At 40.4% G+C, this 26488-nt stretch carries 25 protein-coding genes and 1 tRNA gene; 6 read left to right on the top strand and 20 right to left on the bottom strand.

Going from position 1 to position 26488, the window contains the following annotated elements; all coding sequences use genetic code 11:
* Positions 1-25: 25 nt before the first annotated feature.
* Complete coding sequence (locus tag P20311_RS08720; RefSeq protein WP_010387855.1) at positions 26-484, bottom strand: LPP20 family lipoprotein; 459 nt, start codon at positions 482-484, stop codon at positions 26-28.
* Positions 485-623: 139 nt separating this feature from the next.
* On the opposite strand from P20311_RS08720, the gene P20311_RS08715 reads away from it, so the two are divergent.
* Positions 624-1811: a flagellar assembly protein T N-terminal domain-containing protein gene (locus P20311_RS08715; RefSeq protein ID WP_008111820.1), complete on the top strand. Its 1188-nt coding sequence runs from the start codon at positions 624-626 to the stop codon at positions 1809-1811.
* Here P20311_RS08715 and P20311_RS08710 read toward each other — a convergent pair.
* Positions 1808-2707 (bottom strand): LysR substrate-binding domain-containing protein, encoded by a 900-nt coding sequence (locus tag P20311_RS08710; RefSeq protein ID WP_008111818.1) that lies wholly within the window; start codon positions 2705-2707, stop codon positions 1808-1810. The genes P20311_RS08715 and P20311_RS08710 overlap by 4 nt on opposite strands.
* A gap of 113 nt (positions 2708-2820) precedes the next feature.
* Here P20311_RS08710 and P20311_RS08705 point away from each other — a divergent pair, with 113 nt between their 5' ends.
* The 4 genes from P20311_RS08705 to P20311_RS08690 all read left to right on the top strand — a co-directional run bounded on the left by P20311_RS08705 (position 2821) and on the right by P20311_RS08690 (position 6830).
* Positions 2821-3549, top strand: coding sequence for a glutathione peroxidase (locus tag P20311_RS08705; protein ID WP_008111816.1), 729 nt, complete (start codon positions 2821-2823; stop codon positions 3547-3549).
* A 54-nt stretch (positions 3550-3603) separates the two neighbouring features.
* Positions 3604-5052: a dihydrolipoyl dehydrogenase gene (locus P20311_RS08700; protein WP_008111815.1), complete on the top strand. Its 1449-nt coding sequence runs from the start codon at positions 3604-3606 to the stop codon at positions 5050-5052.
* 133 nt (positions 5053-5185) lie between these two features.
* Positions 5186-6118: a hypothetical protein gene (locus tag P20311_RS08695; RefSeq protein ID WP_008111813.1), complete on the top strand. Its 933-nt coding sequence runs from the start codon at positions 5186-5188 to the stop codon at positions 6116-6118.
* A 382-nt stretch (positions 6119-6500) separates the two neighbouring features.
* Positions 6501-6830, top strand: coding sequence for a hypothetical protein (locus tag P20311_RS08690; protein ID WP_008111812.1), 330 nt, complete (start codon positions 6501-6503; stop codon positions 6828-6830).
* A 373-nt stretch (positions 6831-7203) separates the two neighbouring features.
* Here the strand turns inward: P20311_RS08690 and P20311_RS08685 are convergent.
* The 13 genes from P20311_RS08685 to rppH form a co-directional block, all read right to left on the bottom strand.
* Positions 7204-7278: transfer RNA gene (locus P20311_RS08685), tRNA-Arg, on the bottom strand.
* Positions 7279-7352: 74 nt separating this feature from the next.
* Entirely contained in the window at positions 7353-8015 is a 663-nt protein-coding gene (locus P20311_RS08680; RefSeq protein ID WP_008111810.1) for a FlgO family outer membrane protein, read from the bottom strand.
* Between the two features lie 8 nt (positions 8016-8023).
* Complete coding sequence (locus P20311_RS08675) at positions 8024-8701, bottom strand: FlgO family outer membrane protein (protein WP_008111808.1); 678 nt, start codon at positions 8699-8701, stop codon at positions 8024-8026.
* Between the two features lie 12 nt (positions 8702-8713).
* On the bottom strand, positions 8714-9307 hold the full coding sequence (locus P20311_RS08670; protein WP_036985013.1) for a FlgO family outer membrane protein: 594 nt from the start codon (positions 9305-9307) through the stop codon (positions 8714-8716).
* 67 nt (positions 9308-9374) lie between these two features.
* Complete coding sequence (locus tag P20311_RS18675) at positions 9375-9536, bottom strand: SPOR domain-containing protein (protein ID WP_008111802.1); 162 nt, start codon at positions 9534-9536, stop codon at positions 9375-9377.
* A gap of 138 nt (positions 9537-9674) precedes the next feature.
* Complete coding sequence (locus P20311_RS18930; protein ID WP_008466537.1) at positions 9675-9884, bottom strand: hypothetical protein; 210 nt, start codon at positions 9882-9884, stop codon at positions 9675-9677.
* Between the two features lie 251 nt (positions 9885-10135).
* Entirely contained in the window at positions 10136-10987 is an 852-nt protein-coding gene (locus P20311_RS08660; protein ID WP_008111798.1) for an SPOR domain-containing protein, read from the bottom strand.
* Between the two features lie 275 nt (positions 10988-11262).
* Positions 11263-12141, bottom strand: a complete 879-nt coding sequence (gene galU / locus P20311_RS08655; RefSeq protein ID WP_008111796.1) for a UTP--glucose-1-phosphate uridylyltransferase GalU — start codon at positions 12139-12141, stop codon at positions 11263-11265.
* Positions 12142-12158: 17 nt separating this feature from the next.
* Positions 12159-13010, bottom strand: coding sequence for a thymidylate synthase (locus P20311_RS08650; protein WP_008111794.1), 852 nt, complete (start codon positions 13008-13010; stop codon positions 12159-12161).
* A gap of 13 nt (positions 13011-13023) precedes the next feature.
* Complete coding sequence (gene lgt / locus P20311_RS08645; protein ID WP_008111791.1) at positions 13024-13827, bottom strand: prolipoprotein diacylglyceryl transferase; 804 nt, start codon at positions 13825-13827, stop codon at positions 13024-13026.
* A 12-nt stretch (positions 13828-13839) separates the two neighbouring features.
* Complete coding sequence (locus P20311_RS08640) at positions 13840-14649, bottom strand: sulfite exporter TauE/SafE family protein (protein WP_008111789.1); 810 nt, start codon at positions 14647-14649, stop codon at positions 13840-13842.
* 65 nt (positions 14650-14714) lie between these two features.
* Positions 14715-16979, bottom strand: coding sequence for a phosphoenolpyruvate--protein phosphotransferase (gene ptsP, locus P20311_RS08635; RefSeq protein WP_008111787.1), 2265 nt, complete (start codon positions 16977-16979; stop codon positions 14715-14717).
* Positions 16980-17002: 23 nt separating this feature from the next.
* Entirely contained in the window at positions 17003-17521 is a 519-nt protein-coding gene (gene rppH / locus P20311_RS08630) for an RNA pyrophosphohydrolase (RefSeq protein WP_008111786.1), read from the bottom strand.
* Between the two features lie 528 nt (positions 17522-18049).
* On the opposite strand from rppH, the gene mutH reads away from it, so the two are divergent.
* Positions 18050-18721 (top strand): DNA mismatch repair endonuclease MutH, encoded by a 672-nt coding sequence (mutH, locus tag P20311_RS08625; protein ID WP_008111783.1) that lies wholly within the window; start codon positions 18050-18052, stop codon positions 18719-18721.
* A gap of 178 nt (positions 18722-18899) precedes the next feature.
* Here mutH and eno read toward each other — a convergent pair whose 3' ends face one another.
* The 5 genes from eno to rlmD all read right to left on the bottom strand — a co-directional run bounded on the left by eno (position 18900) and on the right by rlmD (position 26386).
* A complete protein-coding gene (gene eno, locus P20311_RS08620) occupies positions 18900-20198 on the bottom strand; it encodes a phosphopyruvate hydratase (RefSeq protein WP_008111781.1) in 1299 nt (432 codons plus the stop codon).
* Positions 20199-20298: 100 nt separating this feature from the next.
* Positions 20299-21933 carry a CTP synthase gene (locus P20311_RS08615; RefSeq protein WP_008111779.1) on the bottom strand — a complete coding sequence of 545 codons (1635 nt, stop codon included), beginning with the start codon at positions 21931-21933 and terminating at the stop codon, positions 20299-20301.
* A 157-nt stretch (positions 21934-22090) separates the two neighbouring features.
* Positions 22091-22915 (bottom strand): nucleoside triphosphate pyrophosphohydrolase, encoded by an 825-nt coding sequence (mazG, locus tag P20311_RS08610; RefSeq protein ID WP_008111777.1) that lies wholly within the window; start codon positions 22913-22915, stop codon positions 22091-22093.
* On the bottom strand, positions 22896-25052 hold the full coding sequence (gene relA / locus P20311_RS08605; RefSeq protein ID WP_008111776.1) for a GTP diphosphokinase: 2157 nt from the start codon (positions 25050-25052) through the stop codon (positions 22896-22898). Before relA ends, mazG begins: the two co-directional genes overlap by 20 nt.
* A gap of 8 nt (positions 25053-25060) precedes the next feature.
* Positions 25061-26386 (bottom strand): 23S rRNA (uracil(1939)-C(5))-methyltransferase RlmD, encoded by a 1326-nt coding sequence (gene rlmD / locus P20311_RS08600; protein WP_008111774.1) that lies wholly within the window; start codon positions 26384-26386, stop codon positions 25061-25063.
* Positions 26387-26488: the final 102 nt, after the last annotated feature.

The raw sequence follows: 26488 nt of genomic DNA, 5'->3' as shown, positions 1-26488 counted from the left end.
TTTTTTATGGGTAATAGCTTACCAATTAGTAATAAGTCACTTTTTTCACTTCCCGTGGTTTTATCTCACCTATATACAAGTCGTGCACGCGTTTCATATTAAGCTCAAGCTCGGTTATATACATATCATTAACGGCATATGTTTTTATAATTTGTGCGCCTTTAATAATACCTTGTACTTTGCTTTGTAAATAATCATCTTGGGCAACAGAGCCTGCAACCGTTGTACCTGCGGTAATTTTTTGCCCGTATACTTGCTCTGTTAGTTCACGATAAGCCTCGAGCTTTGAAGCCTTAATCGCCATAAGTTGTTTTTGAGTGTCATTACTTCCCGACTGCAAACTAATGGGCGCGTACCCTATTGCTTTTAATACAGGGTAATTATTTGGCTCAACATATTTATATTCAACGTGCTTATCAAATATATTGCTACAACCGCTTAACGTTAAGCAGCCTAATGTGATCATTAATGGCATTACTCGCATCATACAGGGCCTTTAAAAACTAATTAAACTCAGTTATGCACGTTTAATGCCAGTGATACCTATATTCTGTAACAACAAATAATAGTGGTACATTACTTGCTGAGACTCATTAACGCTAACGTTTAATTGGAGTAAGAGTATGAAGTCGTTTTTAAAAGCAGTATTAGCAGGATTAAGCACCACTGCGGTATTAACGTTTTCACCTTTTACCCACGCTCAGTGGTATGAGTCTACAGGCCATGCGGTTATTCAAAATAGCGACATTCCCGGTGCAAAGGCCGCTGCAATAAAAGATGCAATTACCCAAGCCCTTGTATTCTCTGGGGCACGGGTGAGCTCGGTGCAAACGCTTGTTGATGGTGTTTTAACCCAAGATCAGCTAAAAATAAGTAGCCAAGGCGAAATTCAAAAAATAGAGCTTGTCAGTGAAAACCGCAGCAGTGATGAGTTTGCAATTACCTTACGCTTAGATATCTTTGCGCAAACAGAGCAATGTCCACAAAGTAACTTTAATAAGTTTATAGCTGTCACGCAAAGCCAATTAACAAATCGTGAACAAGCGAGAATGGGTCAAATATTTGACATTAACAAAGCAGTCAGTAAAAACATTTATACCTCGTTGCAAAAATCAAAAATGAGTGCAATACCCGTTGCCTATTTCAACAAAGCTATAAAGGTTGATACCTACTTTAATCAACAGCATGACTATTCAAACAGTCAGTTAGAGGAAATTTCATCGCGCAGTAACGCGCAATACGTGTTGTTAAGCCAAATTACCAGTTTATCCACCAGCGATAAACTCAATAGCGACTATGCATTTTGGCAAGATGAAAGCTATCAGCGTCACTATCAAATAGAGTTTAGTTTATTTAATGGCACTACTTATGAGCCCTTGTGGCAACAAAGCTATCAAAGCCAAGCCATTTGGCCATTTGAAAAAACAGCCATTATTGATGTAAATAGCAATCGCTTTTGGCAATCACCTTTTGGCCAAAGCATAAATGAAATAAACCAAACCTTAAGCTACGATTTGCAAGCTGCCATGGCGTGTTTACCCACACAGGGTAAAATACTGCACATGGAAAACAGCAAAGTGGTAATTAATTTAGGTAAAGCACATGGCCTAGAAAAAGGCCAACAGCTGAGTATTGCTCATCATAATTATTTAACAGACGCGCAAGGCAACACCATGCCGCATACTATAACCACTTTGAACCGTATTCGTGTAGAGCAGCTATATCAGCATAGCGCCATTGCCGTCAGTATTAATGATCAGCCTTTACCGGGCGTACAAATTAACGATATTGTGGAAGTTGCAACGCCCTAAAGTACTTGGCCTAGCTTAACTTTTAAATTATCGTGAGCGCTTAACCAATCTGCTAACTGCTCAACTCCAGATAAATGCGGGTAGTGCTTTCGACAGGCCAATACAATATTACGTTGCTGATTAGGGAAAATAGGCAAATAATGAATTCCCTCTCGAAGGATTGCAGCAAGTTTTGGCACAAACGTAACCCCATCGTCCATCGCCACCAGCGCTAATAAGGTTTCTAAGCTATTACCTTGATACTGGCTAGAAACATCCACTCCTGCCGAAAAACAAAACTGCTGGGCTTGATCTTTAAAGCAATGGCCATCACTTAACATTAATAGGTTACTACCTTGAAGATCTTGCAGTGCTACCTTTTTATTTACAGCTAAAGCGTTATCAGCAGATACCGCAACTAAAAAGTCTTCTTTATATACATTAATTGTATGGTAATTTTTTAGCTCAGGCACATCCGCTAAAATTGCAAAATCCACCTCGCCACTGTCCAGCGCAGCTAAAATGGTAGCAGTTTGCATTTCAGTAAACGAAAACTGGCTTTGAGGAAATGCCGCTTTCATTGATGTAAGCAGCGTAAGTAATAAATACGGAGCAATAGTAGGAATAATGCCAATACTTAGTTTGCCCTGTAACGGTTGGTTAGAAGTAGCAGCCAGTTCTTTTAATATTTGAGTTTGCTCTAATATAAGGTTGATTTGTGTCAACAAACGTTCACCTTGGGTTGTTAAGGTAACGTGCTTAGTTGAACGGTCAAATAAGATAACCCCTAATCCTTGTTCTAGCTTTTTAATTTGTCCACTCAAGGTGGGCTGGCTTACAAAGCAGGCATCGGCCGCTTTGCGAAAATGTTTAAAATGCGCAACGGCTTTTACATATTCTAAATCTTTTAAGTTCATATTCACACTCAACCTGATAGCTTATACCTATCAGTTTAATACAAACAAACGATTGGAACTATATTTAATTGTTCGCCATAATGGCTATCAACAAATCAAGAGGAACTAAAAACATGTTAAACAATATTGAAGGTCAAACAATCCCTAACGTTACATTTGCAACGCGTCAAAACGACGAGTGGAAATCAGTAACATCAGACGACATTTTCAAAGGCAAAACGGTCGTTGTGTTTTCACTACCTGGCGCATTTACACCAACGTGTTCATCAACTCACCTACCACGCTACAACGAGTTAGCTGGTGTACTTAAACAAAATGGCGTTGACGACATTGTTTGTGTATCAGTAAACGATACCTTTGTAATGAACGCATGGGCTGAGCATCAAGAAGCGCAAAACATTACCTTACTACCAGATGGTAACGGCGAATTTACTGATGGCATGGGTATGCTAGTTGATAAAAACGATTTAGGTTTTGGTAAGCGCAGCTGGAGATACTCTATGCTGGTTAAAGATGGCGTAGTAGAGAAAATGTTCATCGAGCCAGATTTACCAGGCGACCCGTTTGAAGTATCTGACGCTGACACTATGCTTGATTACATCAACCCAACTCAAGTAAAACCAGAAGCGGTTACTCTATTTACTAAGCCTGGCTGTCCTTTCTGTAAAAAAGCAAAAGAGCTACTTACAGCTAAAGGCTTTGCTTTTGAAGAAATCGTAATGGGTGCTGGCGCATCACTTACCAGCCTTAAAGCGGTATCGGGCCGTGAAACCGTACCACAAGTATTTATTGGCGGTAAGCACATTGGTGGCTCAGACGATTTAGAAAAATACTTTGCTTAATTAAGTAAATAAAACAGGGGCTGCAACGCCCCTGTTTATTAAAGGAAAAACACTATGAAAGAATTGCAAACCGACGTTGTTGTTATAGGTGCAGGTACCGCTGGTTTAAGTGCCTACCGTAATGCTAAACAATTTACTCAAAACGTACTTATGATTGAATCAGGCCCATACGGTACAACCTGCGCACGTGTTGGTTGCATGCCAAGTAAATTATTGATTGCCGCAGCAGAAGCCGCGCACTCAATAGAAATGGCACCTGCCTTTGGGGTTCACAGCTCAAAACCGGTTATTGACGGTAAAGCGGTTATGGCACGAGTAAAAAGTGAGCGCGATCGCTTTGCAGGATTCGTAGTAGAAGCCGTAGATGAAATACCTAGCGAAGATAAAATTCGTGGCTACGCACAGTTTTTAGACGCCAACCGCGTGCAAATAGATGAGCACACCATTATTACTGCAAAACGCTTTGTAGTAGCAACAGGTTCACGCCCGTCTTACCCTGGCGTATTTAATAATTTTGGCGACCGACTGATTATTAATGACGATGTATTCGACTGGGATGATTTACCAGAATCAGTAGCCGTATTTGGCCCTGGCGTTATAGGCCTTGAAATTGGCCAAGCGTTGCACCGATTAGGGGTAAAGGTAAAACTCTTTGGTGTAGGTGGTGCCATAGGCCCATTGACCGACCCAGTAGTTAAAGATTATGCTAACACCGTATTTGCAGAAGAATTTTATGTTGATACCGACTCAAACGTTTCAGATATGAAACAAGTAGGTAATAAAGCCGAGCTCACCTACACCGACAAGCAAGGTGTTAAACATACTGAGCAGTTTGACTATGTACTGGCTGCAACTGGGCGAGTACCAAACACCGATAAACTAGGGTTAGAAAACACCGGCATAGAGCTTGATGAACGTGGCGTACCACTCGCTGATGCCCACACTATGCAATGTGGCGACTCTCACATATTTATTGCTGGCGATGCGAGTAACATGATCCCACTGCTTCACGAAGCATCCGATCAAGGAACAATCGCAGGGCAAAACGCAGGCCGCTACCCTCATGTACGTGCGGGTTTACGCCGCGCTAAAATTGCCGCTGTGTTTAGCGACCCACAAATAGCCATGGTTGGTGAAAGCTTTAAAGATATTAGCCAACGATTAGGCAGCTGTGAGTGCTTTGAAATAGGCGAAGTCAGCTTTGAAAACCAAGGCCGTAGCCGCGTTATGCTAAAAAACAAAGGCCACATGCGTGTGTATGCCGAGCACGGCACCGGCTTATTTTTAGGTGCTGAATTTATTGGCCCTCAAGCAGAGCACATTGCTCATTTATTAGCATGGGCTGTACAAAACAAAATGACTGTACCACAAATGCTTGATATGCCTTTTTATCACCCTGTTATTGAAGAAGGCCTACGCACTGCAATACGTGATTTAAACGCTAAATTAAAATTTGGCCCAGACATTATTAACCATTGTATGGAATGTGGCCCAGGCGCATAACACATCACTAATACACACTTGCTACTCAAAGCCAAAACCATTGTTTTGGCTTTTTTTATGTTAAAAACTGGTATATAAAATGGAGTTTAAACTGCTACACTCAGATTAATAAACAAACAAAAATGGACCGAAAATGAGCAATAATAAATATAGACTTGTCACTCGAAGCGATTTTGACGGCCTAGTGTGTGCCGTATTACTTAAAGATTTAGATTTAATCGACGATATTTTATTTGTGCATCCAAAAGACATGCAAGACGGTAAAATAGCCATTACCAGCAACGACATTACCACTAACCTCCCCTATGTTGCCGGTTGTCATATTGCATTTGATCACCACTTGAGTGAAACCGTTCGTAACGAAAGCGATATTAAAAACCACATTATTGACCCAGATGCGCCCTCTGCAGCACGCGTTGTATACGACTATTATGGCGGTGCAGAGAAATTCCCTAATATTTCAACTGACATGATGGAAGCGGTCGATAAAGGGGATTCTGCACAATTTTCAAAAGACGAAATTTTAAACCCAACAGACTGGGTACTGATGAACTTTATTATGGATGCGCGCACAGGACTTGGCCGTTTTCGTGAATTCAAAATTTCTAATTACCAGTTAATGATGAAGTTAATTGACGCCTGTAAAGATCACAGCATAGAACAAATACTAGAAATGGAAGATGTTGCCGAGCGCGTTGCTTTATATCACGAGCACAACGCACAGGCTAAAGAGCAAATAGACCGCTGCTCATCAGTACACGACAACTTAGTGGTCCTTAATTTAACCGAAGAAGAGATCATATTCGCCACTAATCGCTTTGTTATTTATGCCATGTTCCCCGAGTGTAATATCTCAATTCATAAAATGTGGGGGCTTAAAAAGCAAAATGTGGTGTACGCCATTGGTAAATCAATCACCAACCGCAGCTCAAATACTAATGTTGGCGAGTTATGCCTTAAATACGGCGGCGGCGGCCATTTAAATGCTGGTACTTGCCAAGTAGAAACAGGCAAAGCAGAGCAAGTACTGAGCGAGCTTATTGCTACGATCACTAGCGATGGCTGAGTTATAGCCACGGGGTTCGGGGTTCGGGGTTCGGGGTTCGGGGTTCGGGGTTCGGCAAATTATTTTATAAAGCGGGCTAACTGATAGCTCGCTTTTTTTATTATGCAGAATTTAATGGAGGGCTTCGTTGAGCGAGATGTAGTCATTCAGAGGAGTTGTAATTAACTTAGTAATATTAAGAGGAGTTGTCATTAACTTAGTAAGATTAAGAGGGAATTTTTCTCTTTTCTACAGGTTAAAATAAGCTACGGTAAGCATAATATTTATAGCTGGCAATGAGTTACACTATTTGCTAATAATAGAAGCCCATGTATTAAGGACTTTTTCGCGTAAAATTAGCGAAAGTGTCCTCGATAAAACTGTTATGTTTCAAGGAGAGTTTGTGAGTCACTATGAAATAATAAGCACTTCAATTGCTTTAATTGCAGTATGTATTTCTTTTATGGCAATAGTACGAACTCGTAAACTATCAGAAAAACAATTAGCGTTTGAAAAAACAAATGCAAAGTTGTCTGCTCTAGCTATTCTAGTTTCAGAATATAAATCTGAAGCAGAATCAATTAGAGTTGCGTTAAGTGATGGCACTATCGAGATAGAAAACCTATCTAGAATTGGTATGGGAAACGCTTTAGATGAAGTTCTCAACAAGCAATATAAAGCTGTAGAGGATATAGAAAAAATACTAATTGCTTATCAAGCAACTGAAAGATAACAAGCGAATAAGTCAGGACTTGCTCCAGCCTCGCTTATTTTAGCCCATGATTGTGGGCGTTACCAATGTCAACTGTTGGCACTCAGCCGATAGTCGGTATAGAGTGGTTTAACTTACAGTGTAAAGCAGTTATTTATATCGCTAACGTGGTAAGTTGGATTGTTCCTGATAAATTCATCATTTTTGTCGGATGGCGTAGCTCCGCCACTTATCCGACCTACGTCAAAATGTAGGTTGGTTAAGCCGAAGGCGCCACCCAACAGGCTTTCAAATTCACTTTTTATCCGCAAATGGCACAAAGCTGGCATTGCTACAAATATACTACATAGATTTCATATAGAAACAAAGAAAAGAGATAACTCATTGATTTTATTGGTAGCCCCTGCAGGAATCGAACCTGCAACTACCCCTTAGGAGGGGGCCGTTATATCCATTTAACTAAGAGGCCACGTTGGGTGCTAAGTACTAAGTGTTTGGAAATTATAACGGCATCTGGTTTTTTATATCAAGCATCAAATTAAGTTAATTACTTGATAAATATATATCTTCTTTATTTAGTACGTAAAGCGGTATAAATGTTCGGCTGCTGGCGGCAAGGCGCTTATTTTCAATATTTATCACGCGAGCATTAATAACAACCCCATAGGCACGGTAAATTAAAGTGCCCGATAAAACATGGCTGGCTATATTCGTACCTGCAAGTTTTCGAGTGTCTCGCGTGAATGTAAAGTCACCTTGATTGTTTACGGTAATTAAATTGGCTGTTTTAAAATCAACCGCGCTATAACCAAATTTTTGCAGCTGATGTATAAAGGTTTCTGATAACTGATTACCTAACTGGCTTGCTGTATTTAAACTTGCGTCTAAATCAACGAACGAAGTAACCGCAATCGCTGCATCTTGCGGGGCTACTTGCATGGTGTCGGTTAAATCCAGTGCCATTTGCTCTACGTAGTTAACTAAACTTTTATGGTGCTTGTTTGGGTTAAATTGCGTTGTATCAGCATATTGTTCTTGCTCGTCATTGCGCTGCATTTGCGCCATGATCTGATTAAAATCAAGATCACTAACGACCGTTTGCTCAGACTCAGCTTTAGGTGCCCCACCCATTAAATTACAACCTGAAATAAATATTGATAACGCACTTATGCTAATTAAAGCTGAGCGTTTAGCTAAGTTAACCATGGTAAACCTCACTTACTCGCTTGTTTTAGCATGATGCCATCAGCACTGTTGCTGCTATTTAACGCATCAATGACCGATTGCGGAATAAAGCCCTGTGCAGAGCCTACAACCGCTTTACTCGCTAAGCCAACAATTCGTGCATTTACTAATATACCGCCTTGGTGGTTTACTAGCGTACCCGCTAACACGTAACTAAAGTTTTGTTCTTGGTTTAGCTCTAAATAATCGCGGCTAAAAACAAAATCGCCACCAGGGGTTACACGCATATAATCGGTGGTTTTAAAATCAATGACCGGCACACCAAAATTATGCAGCTCATGCATAAAGCTCTCTGCTATTTGGTTACCCACTAAGTCAGCATTGTTGTAGTCACGATCTAAAAATACAAAGCTTGATACCGCTAATGGCGTTTTAGTATTTACGTACTGTAAATTTTCAGCCATGTCTTGCATGATGCCACGCACATAGTGATTAATATTTTTACGTGTTGGCGTGTTAACTTGTTTGTTTTTATTCATCACTGCTGTTTTATTTTGATACAGCGAGTCACTTTGTGTAGGTGCGGCTACAGGGCGATGCTCAAAAAACAAAGGCGCATCGTCGGTAATTTGTGTGTCACTATGGTTTGTCATTTGTGAACAACCAAAGCCTAGTGGCAAACATAAAGTTAATAGTAGGCGTTTCATGTGTGCTCCTAATTAATATTCACTGCGGTAAATATAGTCACCGCGCTGCTGTATTTTTTCATTGCTCCACATCACATTGATGGGAATTTCAGTACTGCCGGCAGATACAACTTGATTAGTTTGCATATTTACCATGCGCGCGTTAACAATATAAGCATGCTCTTGACGGGTTAAAGTACCGGTGATGACAAAGTCAATAATCTGACGCTGCTTTAAGTTGCCAGTATTGCGGCTAAGTACTGAGTCTGCACTCGCTGATAAGTTAAGTTGGTTTTCAAGCCGATATTCAACCGTGTTATAACCTAATTGGGTGAATTGGGTTATTAAGCTTTCCTGAATCTGCTGGCTAAGCCCTGCCCCCTGCCCTTGAGCAACGTGAGAATCTAGGGCATCTGCTAAATAAAAGCTACTGACCGCAATTGATGCGGTGCTTTTAAAAGGCTCTTTGATATGGCTAAGCTGGGCACTCAAGCTATTTACGTACTGGTCGAGCGTATAAGGTGCCATGACTGCTTTAGGCGCATCAGTGCTTATACTCGGCTTTGGCTGGGGTGTTAAGCTACAGCCCGCTAAATTTAATAATAGTAAGGGTAACAAAAGGCGCATGGTTGCCATCCTCTAAAAACATAATAGTTACAAAGCAATTATTATGCCTAATACCCCAGATGCATATTTATTTTAATGGCTGTTGGGTGTAATGGCTCACAATGCAGTTGATTTGGCGCTGTTTAAGTTTATCGCAATCGGCAGCGGCATTCGCTTGATTTTGATAAGCCCCAAGCTTTAAACGGTAGTAAGTCATGCCACTCACGTTAATAGTTTCTACATTCGCCACAAATTCGCCCTGAAATAACGAAGATGCACTGGCCTTTATTTGATTTAAACTTTGGCTAAATCATTTTTACCTATAAACGTTACAATATTCAAAAAAGCATGTCATACGATTATTTCTTGGATGGGTTTAAACTAATAATTACTTTGATTTTTCTAAAGCTGAACTTGAAGTTATCTCACCAGCTTTTGAGGTTGGTTGAAGCTTATTGACTTTACTTTGGTTTGGATTCTGCTTTGCAGCAACTTTTAATCGGTGTATCAATAACTTTAAATCTTGTTCAATTACTAACAAACGGTCAACCCCAACTTTAGCAGCTTTCCACTGTAGTGAAGACACTTTTAACTGCATTAACTCCTCGCTTGAGAGGTTTAATCGCTGTTGTTTAAATGCTATCTGCGAAGACTTATCAATATTTTCTGTGCTAGTGCAGGCTGTTAAAGTGAAGGTAAGTACACAGGCTAACAACAATGAAAAGTTTTTGTAGGGGTTTTTATGTTGCATACTAAAGCAGACACTCTTATGTGTAGGTATAATTTCATTAGCCTCTTCTGATATATATTAATATTAGAGGAGGCTAATTAAAAATTTAAATTACAATTTTATAATCTGATTGGTTTATCAGTGTAATTACTAACAAAGCAATCAACTTTATAAAATTTAAACACTTCACAATCATCCTCGGCGCTCTTAAAGTTATAGTATTCACCTAACTTTAATCGGTAATAGGTTTTATTATTGACCTTGGCTTTTTCCACGTTAGTAGTAATTTTATCTCTGAATAGAGGCGCGGCTTTTTTATTAATTTGCTTCCACTGCTTAGCAACACTCTCTTCTGAATCAAGCGACGCTACCTGCAAAGCAAATACCTTTTTATTAGTATCAACCATTGCCACTTTTGTTGCCTTCGATATTTTAGAAGCGACCTTTTTATTCATCCTTGGATTAATAGCTTTTACTGACGAACGAACAGAGCGGTTACTGTAGCTTTTTGAAGGGGCTGTAATCATTTTTCTAGGCACACTTGCATAGCGACTGTTGTATCGCTGATTTTGTAGAGCGTCCCTATTAGTTGGTTTTGCGTAGCGATTGCTATATCTTTGCCTTGGGCGCTCAACTTTATCTGACGTGCTTGCGTAGTTATTACCATACCTGAGGTTTGGCGATGTATTAGCCTTAATTGATGAGCGTGCATAGCGATTGCTAACAGCCTGATTTGATTGCGCTATTGCTTTACTATTAATAATATCTAAATTATCAACTAAATATGTAAGCTCGCGTTCTAGCTTTAATAGCCGCTCAATACCAGAGCGCGCCTGTTGCCATTGCAAAGCGGCATCCTTTAACTGTGCAAGCTCAAGTGCGGTAATGGTTACATATTCGGGCGAGTCTTTAACTTGTTCATTTAACGATGTTTTATCAGGCGATATTGTACAGCCACTCCCTATTAACATAAGTAAAGCTATAACTAGATATCGGTGATACTTTATGCTGTATTCACACATTGATTGTTTCTCTTTCAACAGTTTAGACCACTAAATTGAGCCAATTTGCGATTGACTTAATAAAGCACGTTAACTACAAAACAACTTGGGTTAACATAAAGATTACAACACAAACCCAGGTCTGTCTGTATAACTGTAAAAATAGTTATAGTTAAAATTATGTAAAAGTGATTTTACAATCAAAAAAAGCGCCATATTGGCGCTTTAAATAATGATAAGTTTATTTAGATTAATGTTTTAATGAAGGTTTTAAGCTCATCAGCAAATTCATCACGGCGCAAAGCAAATTCTATCGTCGCCTTCAAATAACCAACTTTGCTGCCACAGTCATGGCTTCGCCCTTTAATAGCATAAGCGTCTACTTTTTCGTCTTCCATTAGCATCGCAATTGCATCTGTTAGTTGTATCTCATCCCCTGCACCTTGAGGTGTCTTAGCTAATAATGGCCAAATATTTTTGCTCAACACATAACGACCAACCACAGCAAGGTTTGAAGGTGCCTCGTCAACGGGTGGTTTTTCTACCATGCTCTTAATGGGTGAGCTTTCACCTTGGTTTAACTCAACATCACCTAAATCAACAACACCAAATTTATCTACATCATCTTTAGGAACTGGTTCAACCATAATTTGGCTGTGTTTACTTTGCTCAAAACGAGAGATCATCTCTGCTAAGTTATCTTTCGTTAAATCACTTTCTACTTCATCGATAATAACGTCGGGTAAAATAACCACAAAAGGTTCATTACCTACGATAGGGGCTGCACAGTTAATAGCATGCCCTAACCCTTTTGCCTCACCTTGACGCACATGAATAATTGTCACGTCTTTAGGGCAAATAGACTGTATTTCGGCAAGTAATTGCCGCTTTACACGTTTCTCTAACGTTGCCTCTAATTCAAAGCTAGTATCAAAATGGTTTTCGATTGAGTTTTTGCTCGAATGTGTTACTAACACTATCTCTTTAATGCCAGCGGCAACGGCTTCGCTAACAACGTATTGAATGAGTGGACGGTCTACAACTGGCAGCATTTCTTTTGGAATTGCTTTAGTTGCCGGTAACATACGCGTTCCAAGGCCCGCTACAGGGATCACTGCTTTCATTATGCTCTCCTTATTTTTTAAACTGAAAATGGGTACTGAATCGCTTCATGGCATTGATAGCCAACCACCTCAAAGTCATCACGTGTTACCCATGTTTCAATGTCTTCGAGCGACTTAATCTCTGGGTTTATTTTTAATTGGGGAGAAGCAAATGGCTCGCGCTTTAATTGCACATCTCGCATTAAATCAAGCTGGTTCTCATAAATATGAGCATTGGTAATTTTATGATATGCCTTACCCGCTTTATGGCCGGTAATTTGGGCAACTAACGCAAGTAATACAAAGCATTGAATTTGATTGAAATTAAGCCCTAGTGGAACATCACAGCTGCGTTGGTAAGACGTTAAATAAAGAGTATCGCCCAATAACGAAAAGGTATGCGTATGCATACATGGACGCAGGCAACCAAGTTCAAATTCACCCGGGTTGTAAAATGTAATAATTTCGCCGCGATCATCTATGCCATTTTTTAAATTATTAATGACCTTTGCCAGTTGATCCAGTGTTGAACCATCAGGGCGTTGCCAACCACGTCCTTGAACGCCATAAACGCGCCCCATATCATCCTCACCTTTGCGGTTAGGATTATTGAGCCACGCATTATTTTCATTGGCGTTGGCATCCCAGGTTTTACAACCTATATTACGAAACTGTTCAGCACTGTCGTACCCTCTTAAATAACCTAACAATTCGGCAATCGCCGCTTTGTAATAGCTCTTTCGAGTCGTGATCATAGGAAACTGATTATTAGCCACATCGTATTCTAAATCAGCGTTTATAACCGTTAAACAACGCGTGCCAGTGCGTTTATTTTCAACCCACTGTCCTTGGTCAACAATGCGCTGACATAATTCTAAATATTGTTTCATCTAACTTCTTCTTTTAAACTTTTGCCGCTGTTTGCGATTGTGGTTGTTTATACGCCCAAATAAGTAAGCCTAACCCGCCAATTATCATAGGTAACGATAGAATTTGCCCCATTGAAATAAAGTCGGCAAATAACCCCAATTGCGCATCGGGTTGGCGAAAATACTCAATACAAAATCTAAATACGCCATAGCCTAATAAAAATACACCCGATACACTTCCTGCAGGGCGTGGCCGTTTAATAAACCATAATAATATGACAAACAATACAAAGCCTTCAAAGAAAGCTTCATAAAGTTGTGATGGGTGACGAGCAAGCGGGCCTCCGGTTGGGAATACCATAGCCCATGGTACATCGGTAGTACGGCCCCATAATTCGCCATTAATAAAGTTACCAATACGCCCGGCAAGTAAACCAACAGGCACTAAAGGTGCTACAAAATCGCCAACTTGTAATAAGGATTTTTTACGTGTCCAAGCAAAAATAGCAACAGCAGTGATCACCCCAAGTGTACCGCCATGAAACGACATGCCACCTTGATCGATTCTAAATAAATATAAGGGGTTTTCAATGAAATAGCTAAATTGATAAAACAGAACATAACCAATACGCCCACCTAATATAACGCCCAGCATGCCATAAAAGAGTAAATCACTGACTTCGTCTTTAGTCCAACCCGAACCTGGTTTTATCGCTTGACGATTAGCAAACCACATCGCAAACGCAAAACCAATTAAGTACATTAACCCATACCAACGAACGCTAAGTGGTCCAACAGAAAATATTATTGGATCAATTTGAGGAAATTCCAGTGCCATAAAAATAAACCTTTAGCTAAAAACCATTTTAATAGCGATGATAACAAGTAACATCGCGAAAACTTTCTTAATTGTATTCACAGGTAAGTAATGCGTTGCTTTGGCGCCTATTGGCGCTATAAACCATGAGGTAACAACAATCCCAAACAATGCAGGTAAATAAACAAATCCCATAAAACCATGCGCTAAGTCAGTTACTCGCCAACCGGCGCTGACATAACCAATAGAGCCAAAAAAGGCAATTACAATACCACATGCAGCAGCGCAACCAATTGCCTTTTTAATATCAACCGAAAAATAGTGCAGCATAGGCACAAGTAATGCGCCACCGCCAATCCCAATCAACCCAGATAGTGCCCCCATTATCGCACTAATACTTCCTAGCACGGGGCCTGCAGGCATCGGGTGACCTACGCTCACTTTATTACGGGCAGAAAGCACCATTCTCATAGCAATAAAAACCACACTCACCGCAAACACGGTTCGTAACATTTTCTCAGGTATAAAGCTGGCAGCAAAGCCGCTAATCAAGGCGCCAATGGCCACACCCGACATTACCCAAGGGGCAATTTTCCAAGGCACATTATCATTTTTATGATGAGCTAACGCTGAAGAAGTCGAGGTAAATAAAATAGAGGCTAAAGATGTCGCAATAGCGATAACTAATACATGATCGGCAGCGGCCACATTAAAACCCAGTAACAAGCTCGTTAGCACCGGCACAATGATTAAACCACCGCCTATGCCTAGAAGTCCTGCTAAAAAACCAACAATGCAACCTAATAACGCACAACTTGTAACTAGAAGTCCTAGTTCATACATAGTTATCTCTAATACATTTAAGAATATGTATATTTTAATTGATTATATAAACAATAACAGCTCTATCATTTAGGTGTATAAAATAAATTACCTAGCTGATGCTCAATCATAAAATTACGGGTTAAACGCAACACTTGTTTAGCATTGGGCTGTGCTAAACACTCGCTCAGTAATTGTTCCATGTCACTAACATTTAAGCGCCTAAGCACCCATTTCACTTTATTTAACGACGATAAGTTCATGCTTAAACGCCTATAACCCATAGCAATCAGTAATATTGCGCCTTCGGGGTCGCCGCCAAGCTCCCCACATAAACTAAAAGGTAGTTCGTAATGCTCACACTCATTGGCAATATTATTTAGTACGCGCAATACCGCGGGGTGATAAGGATTAAACAAATCGGCTACACGTGCATTTGCCCTGTCTACGGCTAATAAGTATTGAGTTAAGTCGTTACTACCGACTGAGCAAAAATCAACTTTTCTAGACCACTCTGGTAGCATAAATACACTCGAAGGTACCTCAAGCATAATGCCAATATCTGGCTTTTCTATTAGTTGCTCTGGAAATGCTTCGCTTAATTTATAATAAGCTTGATTAAACAGTGCCAGTGACTCTTCAACTTCATCAGTGCCACTGATCATCGGTAACATTATTTTTAAATTACCTAAGCCAATATTGGCTTTTAACATCGCTTTGAGTTGATCTAAAAAAAGCTCGGGGTGGTCTAAGCTAATTCTAATACCACGCCATCCTAAAAATGGGTTTTCTTCGGTGATATTAAAATAATCTAAAACTTTGTCGCCACCAATATCTAAGGTACGCATAACCACCGGATTAGGATAATAGCTGCTAAGTACTTCGCGGTACCACTTCTCCTGTTCTTGTTGCGAAGGAAACTGCCCCTTTTGCATAAACCACGCTTCGGTTCTGTAAAGGCCAACACCATCACAAATATGGGCACTATTTTGTTGGGTATTAAGCTCAAGTCCTGCATTAAGTAATAAACTAATATGCTCACCGTCTAATGTGATTGCTGGCAGTGCTTGTTCTTCTAAAAATCGATTGTTAAGCAAGTTATCTTGGTATTGTAACTCGGTATACTCATCAATAAGCATTTGCGAAGGCGAAATATATAAACGCCCAGAAAAGGCATCTAAAATCATTTCTTTGCTATCAAACTGCAATAGCGGTAAATCTTCAATACCCCAAATCGCAGGCACACCCATTGCACGGGTTAAAATAGAGGCGTGGCTATTAGCTGAACCATTAATGCTCACAACCCCAACCAAACGCTCATTGGGCACCTCTGCTAACATCGCAGGGGTTAATGTATGCGCTATTAAAATGGTGTTTTCAGGGTAGTCTTTTATTGCGTGCTCGGTATTCACTAAATGATGCAGCACCCGTAAGCCAATGTCTTTAACATCAACTGCACGCTCTTTAATGTAAGGGTCTTGCATTTCGTTAAACTGCGCAACTAATCGTTCAATCACAATTTTTAATGCACTTTTTGCACACCACCCCTCTTGTAATTGCGCTTCTACATTATGACCTAAACTTTTGGCATCTAATAATTGCTGATAAACATCAAATACAGCCAGCGCTTCTTGCGGTATGCTGTCGCTTAATGTCATCGATAAGGTACTAAACTCTTTACGGGTTGCAGCAACCGCTTGGGTGAATAAACGCCGCTGTTCATTAACATCGCTATTTTTAGTAAGCTCTATAGACTTAAAGTTAAGTTTAGGAATAACAACAAATGCTTTACCTATGCTGATCCCTGGTGCACTAGAGACGCCTTTTAATACAGACGTTTGATGGGAAGACTCATCTTGGCGCAAAACTTCTTTTATTTCGGCATGGGCTAATTGCGAAGCTAACTGCGCAGAAAGCGTTATTAAAAACGACTCTTCATCTTGAGAAAATACCCGCGCCATTTTTTGTTGGACAACAATAACACCTAAAACTTTTTTTTGATGAACAACAGGCACAGATAAAAAAGCGTTATAGCCTTCTTCGTTAACTTCTGGGGAGAGTTTGAAACGAGGGTGCGATTTTGCAAAAGCAATGTTAATTGCTTCTTCACGTTGAGCAACAAGCCCTACAAGTCCTTCGGTAAAGCCTATCCGAAATTTGCCCACAGCATCAGGGTTTAAACCTTCAGTGGCCATCAGTACAAAGTTGTCTTGGCTATAATCGGCAAAATAAATGGAGCAGCACTGGGTATTCATGGCATCTTTTACCATTTTCACAAAGCACACTAACGCACCGTCTAAATTCGCTTGTTGCGAAACAGACTCAGCTATCGCTCTGAGTGTTGCCAGCATACACTGCTCCTTTTTATGTAAAACTACCTTTTATTTCGCCAGTGATCTTTTTGTTGCTCTCGCTTATTAAAGGGCATAGCAAAGGGAGCAAACTCCTTCATAACACGTCGATAAACGTCCCGTTTAAACGACACAACCTGTCTAACCGGATACCAATAACTTACCCATCGCCAATCATCAAATTCAGGATGATGGGTTTTCAGTAAGTTAACATCTTCATCTTTACAGCGCAGTTTTAGTAAAAACCATTTTTGTTTTTGCCCAATACACACCGGACTTGAATCGCGGCGGATTAATCGTTTGGGTAATTTATAGCGTAACCAATGTTTTGAGCTTGCAACTATTTCTACATCTTCTGGTCGCAAACCTACTTCTTCGTGTAATTCACGGTACATAGTTTGTTCTGGTGTTTCACCATCATCAACACCACCTTGGGGAAATTGCCAAGAATGTTGACCATAACGTCTGGCCCAAAACACTTGCCCCTGATTATTGCAAATCACAATTCCGACATTGGCACGAAAACCTTCGGCATCAATCACCTTAGTGCCTCATTTGTAAGTCGATTTTTTATGATTGTTCCACATTAGTTGCAATACGGCAAATACTATTACGCGCAAGCCTCGTGAACGCCTTCGCGCAAGGTAAATTAATGGCGAAATCAGTTGCATATTAATAACAAACAACTCTGGCATGAATTAATACATAAAAACCACACTGTTTGTGCTGGTTACTCACAGCTTGTGCATAACTTTCATAAAACACGCTCATTTAGCAAACAAATCCACAATACAAGATCAAAAAAGTGATGTTCTCCACAGAATCTGTGGATAAACATGTTTATACATCTGTATTTATCCTTACAACAATTATAGACCTTAATTAAAACTGAACACTAAAAACAAAAAAAACAATATATTTCAGCTGCTTATCTAAAACTATAGTTTTAAAGCAGTGCATAAAATTGCACCAACCACACCGCGTACAAAAATCAACCAACCGCTAAAGATATCCACTACCAAGCTAATTTGCTATCATGACACTGGTATTTATTCAACTAATTTAACAGTATGCAACCTTTAAAACCTCATTCAATTAATCAACTAATGCAACGTGTCAATAATATTGCAGGGCTTACACTTGGCCAGTTAGCACAGCAGTATCATTTTAAAACACCTGATGATTTGTTACGTGAAAAAGGCTGGACGGGTCAACTGATTGAATATGTATTAGGCGCAACGGCCGGTTCAAAACCGCTCCCCGACTTTGAAGATTTAGGTATAGAGCTCAAAACATTGCCCATTTCATATAAAGGCAAACCATTAGAAACCACGTTTGTGTCGGTTACCCCACTAATGAATGTAACCGGTATGACCTGGCACACAAGTAGCGTACGTAAAAAGTTGAATCATGTTTTATGGCTACCTATTTTAAGTGAGCGCGATATTGCCCCGTTTGATAGAACCATAGGCAGTGGCTTTTTATGGCAACCTAGTGCGGCACAAGATGCACAATTACAGCGTGACTGGGAAGAGCAAATGGAGCTTATAGCCCTTGGCCGGGTAGATGAAATATCAGGACATTTAGGGGATGTAATGCAAATACGGCCAAAAGCAGCGAATAGCCATATTGTTACCGATGCTATAGGTCCAAACGGGAAAATAATTAAAACCCTGCCGCGTGGCTTTTATTTAAAAACCAGTTTTACCGGTGAAATTTTAAAGCAGCAATTTCAGCTTTAATTGATGAAAAGTAATTAACGTTTGGCTTGTTTAACTTAGACATTCGCACTGCTTGCTTAACGCCCGTAGCTCGATGCTCGTAGCCCGTTCCTTTGTCTCTTTTTTGCTATTTTTTACAAAAAATCCCCGCCTAAGCGAGGATTTTTATAATCTTAAATATCAGATTCTGATTAGAGAATTACTGACCTTTAACTTCTTTTAAACCATTGTACGGTGCTTTAGCGCCTAATTGCTCTTCAATACGTAGCAATTGGTTGTACTTAGCAACACGATCTGAACGGCTTAATGAACCCGTTTTAATTTGACCTGCAGCAGTACCTACTGCTAAATCAGCAATAGTTGCATCTTCAGTTTCACCAGAGCGGTGAGAAATAACCACTGTAAAACCTGCATCTTTTGCCATTTTGATTGCAGCTAACGTCTCTGTTAATGAACCAATTTGGTTAAATTTAATTAAGATTGAATTGGCAATACCGTTATCAATACCGCGTTTTAAAATCTTAGTATTGGTTACGAATAAATCATCACCCACTAATTGAACTTTATCGCCCATTAGTTTGGTTTGGTGTGCAAAGCCATCCCAATCAGACTCATCTAAACCATCTTCAATTGATACAATTGGGTATTGCTCAGTTAAATCTTTTAAGAAGTGGTTAAACTCTTCAGATGTAAATTGCTTACCTTCACCTTTAAGGTCATAGATATTTGCTTCTTTGTTATAAAACTCAGAGGCCGCACAATCAAGTGCAAGGGTAATATCTTTACCAAGCTCATAACCGGCATTTGCAACAGCCACTTTAATAGCTGCAAGTGCAGCTTCGTTTGATGCAAGGTTTGGTGCAAAACCACCTTCGTCACCTACAGCTGTTGAATGACCATCTGCTTTAAGTACCTTAGCTAGGCTATGAAATACTTCAGCACCCATACGCAATGCTTCACGGAAGTTAGTAGCACCTACTGGCTGAACCATAAATTCTTGAATATCTACTGAGTTATCAGCGTGCTCACCGCCGTTGATGATGTTCATCATTGGTAGTGGCATAGAGTAAACACCTGGCGTGCCATTTAAGTCAGCAATGTGCTCGTAAAGCTCTACTTTTTTAGATTGTGCAGCCGCTTTTGCGTTAGCAAGTGAAACCGCTAAAATAGCATTAGCACCTAGTTTTTCTTTGTTTTCAGTACCATCTAAATCAAGCATTACTTGGTCTACATCACTTTGAGCAAGTGCGTTTTGACCTTTTAGCGCTTCTGCAATTTCATTATTAATGAAGCCAACCGCTTTTAATACGCCTTTACCTAAGTAACGCGCTTTATCACCATCACGTAATTCTAATGCTTCGCGAGTTCCTGTAGATGCACCTGAAGGTGCAGCAGCACGGCCCCATGAACCATCAGCTAAATATACCTCAGCTTCAACAGTTGGGTTACCACGCGAGTCCATAATTTCACGACCGATTACTTTTACGATTTCTGACATCTTGATTCCTCTATATTCCCAAAATGGTGAGTGCGGCTAACCTGAGTTTGGCTAGCCTTAGAAACAAAAAAGGCCGCGCATCATGCACAGCCTTTTTATATTACGAAGACGCTTTTTGATAGGTATGAGCCGCAGCTACAAACCCTTCAAATAGCGGGTGACCATCACGTGGTGTTGAAGTGAATTCCGGGTGGAATTGCGCTGCAATAAACCAAGGGTGATCTTTATTCTCAATAATCTCTACTAGTTTTTTATCTTCAGATAAACCAGTAAAGCTTAAACCTGCTTGCTCAAGCTGTGCTACAAAGTTGTTGTTAACTTCATAACGGTGACGATGGCGTTCAACAATTTCGTCGCTACCATACACGTCATGTACTTTAGAGCCTGGTGTTAAATGACATTTTTGTGCGCCTAAACGCATAGTGCCACCTAAATCAGATTTTTCGTCACGTAATTCAACATTACCTTCAGCATCTAACCACTCAGTGATTAAACCAACCACTGGCGAGTCTGAGTTTGCGTTAAATTCAGTTGAGTTTGCATCAACTAAACCGGCAACATTTCGTGCGTATTCAATAAGTGCAACCTGCATACCTAAACAAATACCTAAGTAAGGCACTTTGTTTTCACGAGCATATTTAGCCGCTAAAATCTTACCTTCAACACCACGACCACCAAAACCACCTGGCACTAAAATAGCATCTAAGCGAGAAAGAACATCCGTTCCTTTGGTTTCTAAGTCTTGTGAATCAACGTATTGGATATTAATAGTTAAACGATTCTTCAGTCCCGCATGCTTTAATGCTTCGTTTACTGATTTGTATGCATCTGGTAATTCAATGTATTTACCTACCATACCAATTGTCACTTCACCCGTTGGGTTAGACTCTTGATACAATACTTGTTCCCACTCAGCTAAATCGGCTTCAGGCGCGTCTAAATGAAAACGACGACATACAAAGTTATCTAACTCTTGCGATTTTAATAACGCAGGGATTTTATAAATACTGTCTACATCAGGCAGTGAAATAACTGCTTTTTCTTCAACGTTTGTGAACAATGCAATTTTTGCACGCTCGTTATTTGGCAGCTTACGGTCTGAGCGACAAATAAGAATATCTGGTTGAATACCTACCGAGCGTAACTCTTTAACTGAGTGCTGAGTTGGTTTTGTTTTCACTTCACCGGCAGGGCCTAAGAATGGCACTAAGGTTAAGTGAATAAAAAGTGCGCGTTCACGACCAATTTCTGTACCCATTTGACGAATTGCTTCGATAAATGGTTGTGATTCAATATCGCCTACCGTACCACCAATTTCAACGATTGCTATATCATGGCCTTCTGCGCCATCATAAACACGTTGCTTAATGTCATTGGTAATATGAGGAATAACCTGAATAGTTGCGCCAAGATATTCACCACGTCTTTCACGACGTAGTACATCTTCATATACGCGCCCCTGCGTAAAGTTATTACGGCTGGTCATTTTGGTGCGAATAAAACGTTCGTAGTGACCTAAATCAAGGTCCGTTTCTGCGCCGTCTTCGGTAACGTATACTTCACCGTGTTGAATTGGGCTCATTGTGCCTGGGTCAACGTTGATGTAAGGATCCAGCTTTAGAATGGTAACATCTAAGCCACGGGCTTCTAAAATAGCGGCCAATGATGCTGCTGCAATACCTTTACCCAACGAAGAAACAACTCCGCCAGTAACGAAGATAAATTTTGTACTCATGCGAACCCTAGAATATCAGGAATTAAAAGGAATATAATACCCAAACAAGTGATTTTGGAATATAAACAAGACGGGGCGAAATTGTACCAAAACATAGCTAAGCAATCCAGCTATAAATAGCAAATCTGTGCACAAAAAACAGACATTTTTTATGTCCCTATTTATTTAATTTTTTTATTGCATCCCATGCCGCATCCATTTCTTCTAAAGACGCAGACTCAATACATTTACCCTGGGCAATTAAGTAATTTTGCACCTTTTCAAATCGTGCAGAAAACTTATCGTTGGCACTACGAAGTAATTGCTCCGGATCACGTTTAACATGACGTGCTACATTCACGGTAGCAAACAACAAATCACCTAGCTCTTCTGCTGTATGCGCTGAGTAAGGGTTATGAGCTAAGGCTTCTTTGACTTCCTCAACCTCTTCACTCACTTTATCTATAGCTCCATGATAAGTAGGCCAATCAAAACCTAAAGCGGCTACACGTTGTTGAATTTTTTTAGCTTTTGTTAAGCTAGGTAAACTGTTTGGTATATCTTGCCATAGTGCTGAGCTTTCATCTTGGGGTTTAGTAGCACGCTCTTGTGCTTTTATTGCTTGCCATTGCGCGGCTAATTCGGCATCAGTTGTGGGTGTGTCTTGCGCTGTAAATACATGCGGATGACGACGTACCAGTTTCTCATTTAATTGAGCCACTACATCGTTAAAATCAAATAATTGCTGCTCTTGCGCTAGTTGCGCATAAAACACGATTTGAAATAACAGATCACCTAGCTCACCTTTGAGTTCACTTAAATCGCCGCGCTCAATACAATCAGCCACTTCATAAGCCTCTTCAAGGGTATGAGGTACGATTGACGCAAACGTTTGCTTGAGATCCCAAGGGCATCCGCCCTCAGGGTTTCTTAGTGTTTGCATTATTTCCAGCAGTTGGCTTAAAGCCTCATTGTTAGCCTGATTACTGCCCTCGTTTTGCACTGTGTACCCCTTCGATCTGATGTAGCTTAGACAGCACTTTGTTTGTGCCCTGTAAGTCATGTACCTCAATTTGCATCACAAAAATAGCTGTTTGTGTGCTATCAACCGTGTTTACGTTCATATTGAGCACATTAACTTTTTCATTGGCAAGTGCTGAACTGATGTCACGAATTAGCCCAGAACGATCACTGGCTTCAATACGAATAGTTAACGCATAAGAGCTACTAATATCATCTGACCAACTTACTGAAATAACGCGTTCTGGGTGCTTGCTTTTTAAATTACTAAACGAGTCACAATCCTCTCGGTGCACCGCAATACCGCGCCCTTGAGTAATATAACCAATGATTTCATCACCAGGTACTGGGCGACAACAACGAGCAACATGGCTCATTAAACTGCCGACCCCATCAACCACAATACCGTTTTTATCACCGGTCACTTTACTAGGCGATTTGAAACGAATTACCGGCTCATGCTCTGTTCTGTCGGTAATAAAGTTAAGCATTTGGTTAAGGCGAATATCGCCTGCGCCAATGGCGACCATTAAGTCATCAAGTTCTCTAAAATTAAACCGCTTTATAGCGGGGTCTAAATCTTTGTAAGTTAGCTCTAATTTTTGTAACTCATTATCAAGAATCTCTTTACCCGCACTTAAATTTTTATCGCGGTCGAGCTGTTTAAACCAATGGTGGATTTTGGCTCTAGCGCGAGACGATTTAATATAACCCAGCGACGGATTCAACCAATCACGGCTTGGGTTTGGCTGCTTTTGGGTTAGTATTTCAACTTGGTCACCAGTGCTTAACTGATGAGTAAATGGCACTATTTTACCAAATATTTTTGCGCCAATACATCGATGCCCTACATTGGAGTGAATGTAGTAAGCAAAATCAAGAGGCGTTGCTCCTAGTGGTAAGTCAAAAATATCGCCTCGAGGGGTAAACACATAGACGCGGTCTTCAACCACTTGGTTTTTAAGCTCTTGTGCTAAATCACTGCCATCAACCACTTCTTCTTGCCATTGCAGTAACTTACGCAACCAGCTAATTTTTTGCTCATAGCCTGAACCACGACCAGGTAATGCCCCTTCTTTGTACATCCAATGCGCGGCGACACCCAGCTCTGCATCTTGATGCATGTCGTGCGTTCGTATTTGAATTTCAACGGTTTTACCCTCAGGGCCAAACACAACTGTATGAATAGACTGATAGCCATTTTGTTTTGGGGTTGCAACATAATCGTCAAACTCTTTATTTAAATGACGCCAATTAGTATGCACTATGCCTAGGGCGCCGTAGCAATCTTGTAATCGTTCAACCACAATTCGCATGGCGCGTATGTCAAACAGCTGATCAAACTCGTAGTTCTTTTTCGCCATTTTTTTATAAATGCTGTAGATATGTTTTGGCCTGCCGTACACCTCAGCTTTAATGCCCGCTTCATGGAGGCGTTGTTTTACTTGCTCAACCATATCAGCCATATACGCTTCACGGGCAAGGCGCTTATCATCGAGCTGCTTAGCAATGTTTTTATAAATATCTGGATGCAAATACCGAAAAGCTAAATCCTCTAGCTCCCACTTTAATTGGCCAATACCAAGACGATTCGCAAGCGGTGCAAATATATCAGCGGTTTCTTTAGCGGCAATCACTCGCTCTTCTTCTGCGGCGTCTTTTACGTTGCGTAAATGGCAAACCTGCTCGGCTAATTTAATTACCACAGCGCGCACATCTTCCACCATGGCAAGCAGCATCCGGCGAATATTATCAACCTGAACTGTACCGTTACCTTGGTGAGCTAAGGTGCTAATGGTCGCCATTTGTGACACACCTGTAAGCAGCACTGCAACATGGTTACCTAAATGCTCTTCTACCGCATCAATGCTCACTACATCATTTAAATAATAAGGCGTTAAGTAGGCGGTGGCTAAAGAGTCAGCATCTAAATTTAGCTCAACTAAAATCTCCACCATTTCTATGGCGGTATTTTGTCGCTCGCTGTTATCACAAGCTTGGCAAAGCTGCTGCGCCTTGTTGAGTAAGCTGATTTTTTCTTGTGACAAACCAAGAGATTCTACGCGTGAAAAAAAATCACCCGCTTTATCATGTTGATGAGATTGACGTGTCGCTACCATAATGCGCTTTACCTCCGTTGAAATAACGCCATAGTTTCGATATGCCCCGTGTGAGGAAACATATTCATTAGCCCTATTTTATTCAACTCAAAGCCGGCTTGCGAAATAATAGCGCTGTCACGGGCTAAAGTAACAGGGTCGCAAGAGACATATAAAATCGCTTTAAACTGCGTTAATGGAAGCTGTTCTAAAACTGCCATAGCACCAGTGCGTGAGGGGTCGAGCACTAAAACATCTAATTCTTTATTAAACCATGGCGCTTTTTTAATGCTAGTGGTTAAATCAAAGCAATGAAACTGAGTATTAGTAATAGAGTTAGTGTGCGCATTTTGCGTTGCTAATGCAACCGCCGAAGCCACGCCTTCAATTCCCGTTACTGTTTTAGCCTGTTTGGCTAGCACTAAAGAGAAGTTACCAATACCACAAAATAAATCCAGAACATTTTCATCGCCTTGAAGTGCTAACCACTTTACAGCTTGAATTAACATCGCTTGATTTACACTCGCGTTAACCTGGATAAAGTTACTGAGCCCAAACTCAAACGTTATATTTAGCTGTTCAAGCTTATAAAATGGCATAGCTAAATGTGAATGATCAATGGTGTCACTGTCACTTTGCCACACTAATTGCCAATTATGAGCTGTTACACTTTGCTCAACAAACGCTTTATCTGTGGGCGAAATCGCTTTGGTATGACGAATAACAATAAAATATTGTTCATCAGCGGCACATAACTGTAAATGACTAATACTGTGCAGCGTCTTGTGTTGATTAATGACTTTATCAAATACATTAAATACATCGGCAAATACGTCACTTAATACTGGGCACTGATTAATACTAACAATGCTTTTAGAGCCACGTGCCCTATAGCCTACCCGCATTTTTTTTGCGGCCTTGTCGAACATAACAGCAACCCGAGCACTGCGTCGATAATGAGTTGCTTGGCTTTGCAGCGGGGCTTGCCAGTTTAAATCGGTTAATTTTGCAAACTTGGCAAATAATTGATTCACCGCAGCTTGCTTTTCAATTACCTGTTGTGTGGTATCTAAATGCTGTAGCTGGCAACCACCGCATTGGCTGTAGTGTTCACAAATAGGCGCTGTACGATATTCACTAGCTTTAATTATTTTAAGCGTATCAGCTTGGCTGTAACGTGCTTTATCATCAACTAACTTGGCTTTTACTCGCTCACCAGGTAATGCTCCACTAACAAAACACACTTTATTATTGTACTTAGCAATACCACGGCCATGGTGATCCATTGCTGTAATATCGAGTTCTAGCGATTGCTGTTGTAGTGGTTTTTTCTTTGCTTTGAATATTTGTGCCATGAGGCATTACCTTAAAGGTTGATGAATTACGTCTCTACTTTGAGAATAGCTATGAGTATGTATATACTCACATTTAATAAAAATGATAATAATGCTCAGATT

It is taken from the genome of Pseudoalteromonas sp. BSi20311 (genome assembly GCF_000239875.1).
Classification (GTDB): Bacteria; Pseudomonadota; Gammaproteobacteria; order Enterobacterales; family Alteromonadaceae; genus Pseudoalteromonas.
Note: the sequence above shows the minus strand (reverse complement) of the source record. Positions and strands in the feature narration are given on the sequence as shown.

Excerpts from the sequence above, each read along its gene's own strand:
- P20311_RS08715 (WP_008111820.1), top strand. The coding sequence starts at position 624 with ATGAAGTCGTTTTTAAAAGCAGTATTAGCAGGATTAAGCACCACTGCG.
- P20311_RS08710 (WP_008111818.1), bottom strand. The coding sequence starts at position 2,707 with ATGAACTTAAAAGATTTAGAATATGTAAAAGCCGTTGCGCATTTTAAA.
- mutH (WP_008111783.1), top strand. The coding sequence starts at position 18,050 with ATGCAACCTTTAAAACCTCATTCAATTAATCAACTAATGCAACGTGTC.
- P20311_RS08670 (WP_036985013.1), bottom strand. The coding sequence starts at position 9,307 with ATGCGCCTTTTGTTACCCTTACTATTATTAAATTTAGCGGGCTGTAGC.
- relA (WP_008111776.1), bottom strand. The coding sequence starts at position 25,052 with ATGGTAGCGACACGTCAATCTCATCAACATGATAAAGCGGGTGATTTT.
- P20311_RS08675 (WP_008111808.1), bottom strand. The coding sequence starts at position 8,701 with ATGAAACGCCTACTATTAACTTTATGTTTGCCACTAGGCTTTGGTTGT.
- P20311_RS08680 (WP_008111810.1), bottom strand. The coding sequence starts at position 8,015 with ATGGTTAACTTAGCTAAACGCTCAGCTTTAATTAGCATAAGTGCGTTA.
- P20311_RS08640 (WP_008111789.1), bottom strand. The coding sequence starts at position 14,649 with ATGTATGAACTAGGACTTCTAGTTACAAGTTGTGCGTTATTAGGTTGC.
- P20311_RS08660 (WP_008111798.1), bottom strand. The coding sequence starts at position 10,987 with ATGTTAATAGGGAGTGGCTGTACAATATCGCCTGATAAAACATCGTTA.
- lgt (WP_008111791.1), bottom strand. The coding sequence starts at position 13,827 with ATGGCACTGGAATTTCCTCAAATTGATCCAATAATATTTTCTGTTGGA.
- P20311_RS08700 (WP_008111815.1), top strand. The coding sequence starts at position 3,604 with ATGAAAGAATTGCAAACCGACGTTGTTGTTATAGGTGCAGGTACCGCT.
- galU (WP_008111796.1), bottom strand. The coding sequence starts at position 12,141 with ATGAAAGCAGTGATCCCTGTAGCGGGCCTTGGAACGCGTATGTTACCG.
- P20311_RS08695 (WP_008111813.1), top strand. The coding sequence starts at position 5,186 with ATGAGCAATAATAAATATAGACTTGTCACTCGAAGCGATTTTGACGGC.
- eno (WP_008111781.1), bottom strand. The coding sequence starts at position 20,198 with ATGTCAGAAATCGTAAAAGTAATCGGTCGTGAAATTATGGACTCGCGT.
- P20311_RS08720 (WP_010387855.1), bottom strand. The coding sequence starts at position 484 with ATGCGAGTAATGCCATTAATGATCACATTAGGCTGCTTAACGTTAAGC.
- rlmD (WP_008111774.1), bottom strand. The coding sequence starts at position 26,386 with ATGGCACAAATATTCAAAGCAAAGAAAAAACCACTACAACAGCAATCG.
- P20311_RS08650 (WP_008111794.1), bottom strand. The coding sequence starts at position 13,010 with ATGAAACAATATTTAGAATTATGTCAGCGCATTGTTGACCAAGGACAG.
- P20311_RS18930 (WP_008466537.1), bottom strand. The coding sequence starts at position 9,884 with ATGCAGTTAAAAGTGTCTTCACTACAGTGGAAAGCTGCTAAAGTTGGG.
- ptsP (WP_008111787.1), bottom strand. The coding sequence starts at position 16,979 with ATGCTGGCAACACTCAGAGCGATAGCTGAGTCTGTTTCGCAACAAGCG.
- P20311_RS08705 (WP_008111816.1), top strand. The coding sequence starts at position 2,821 with ATGTTAAACAATATTGAAGGTCAAACAATCCCTAACGTTACATTTGCA.
- P20311_RS08615 (WP_008111779.1), bottom strand. The coding sequence starts at position 21,933 with ATGAGTACAAAATTTATCTTCGTTACTGGCGGAGTTGTTTCTTCGTTG.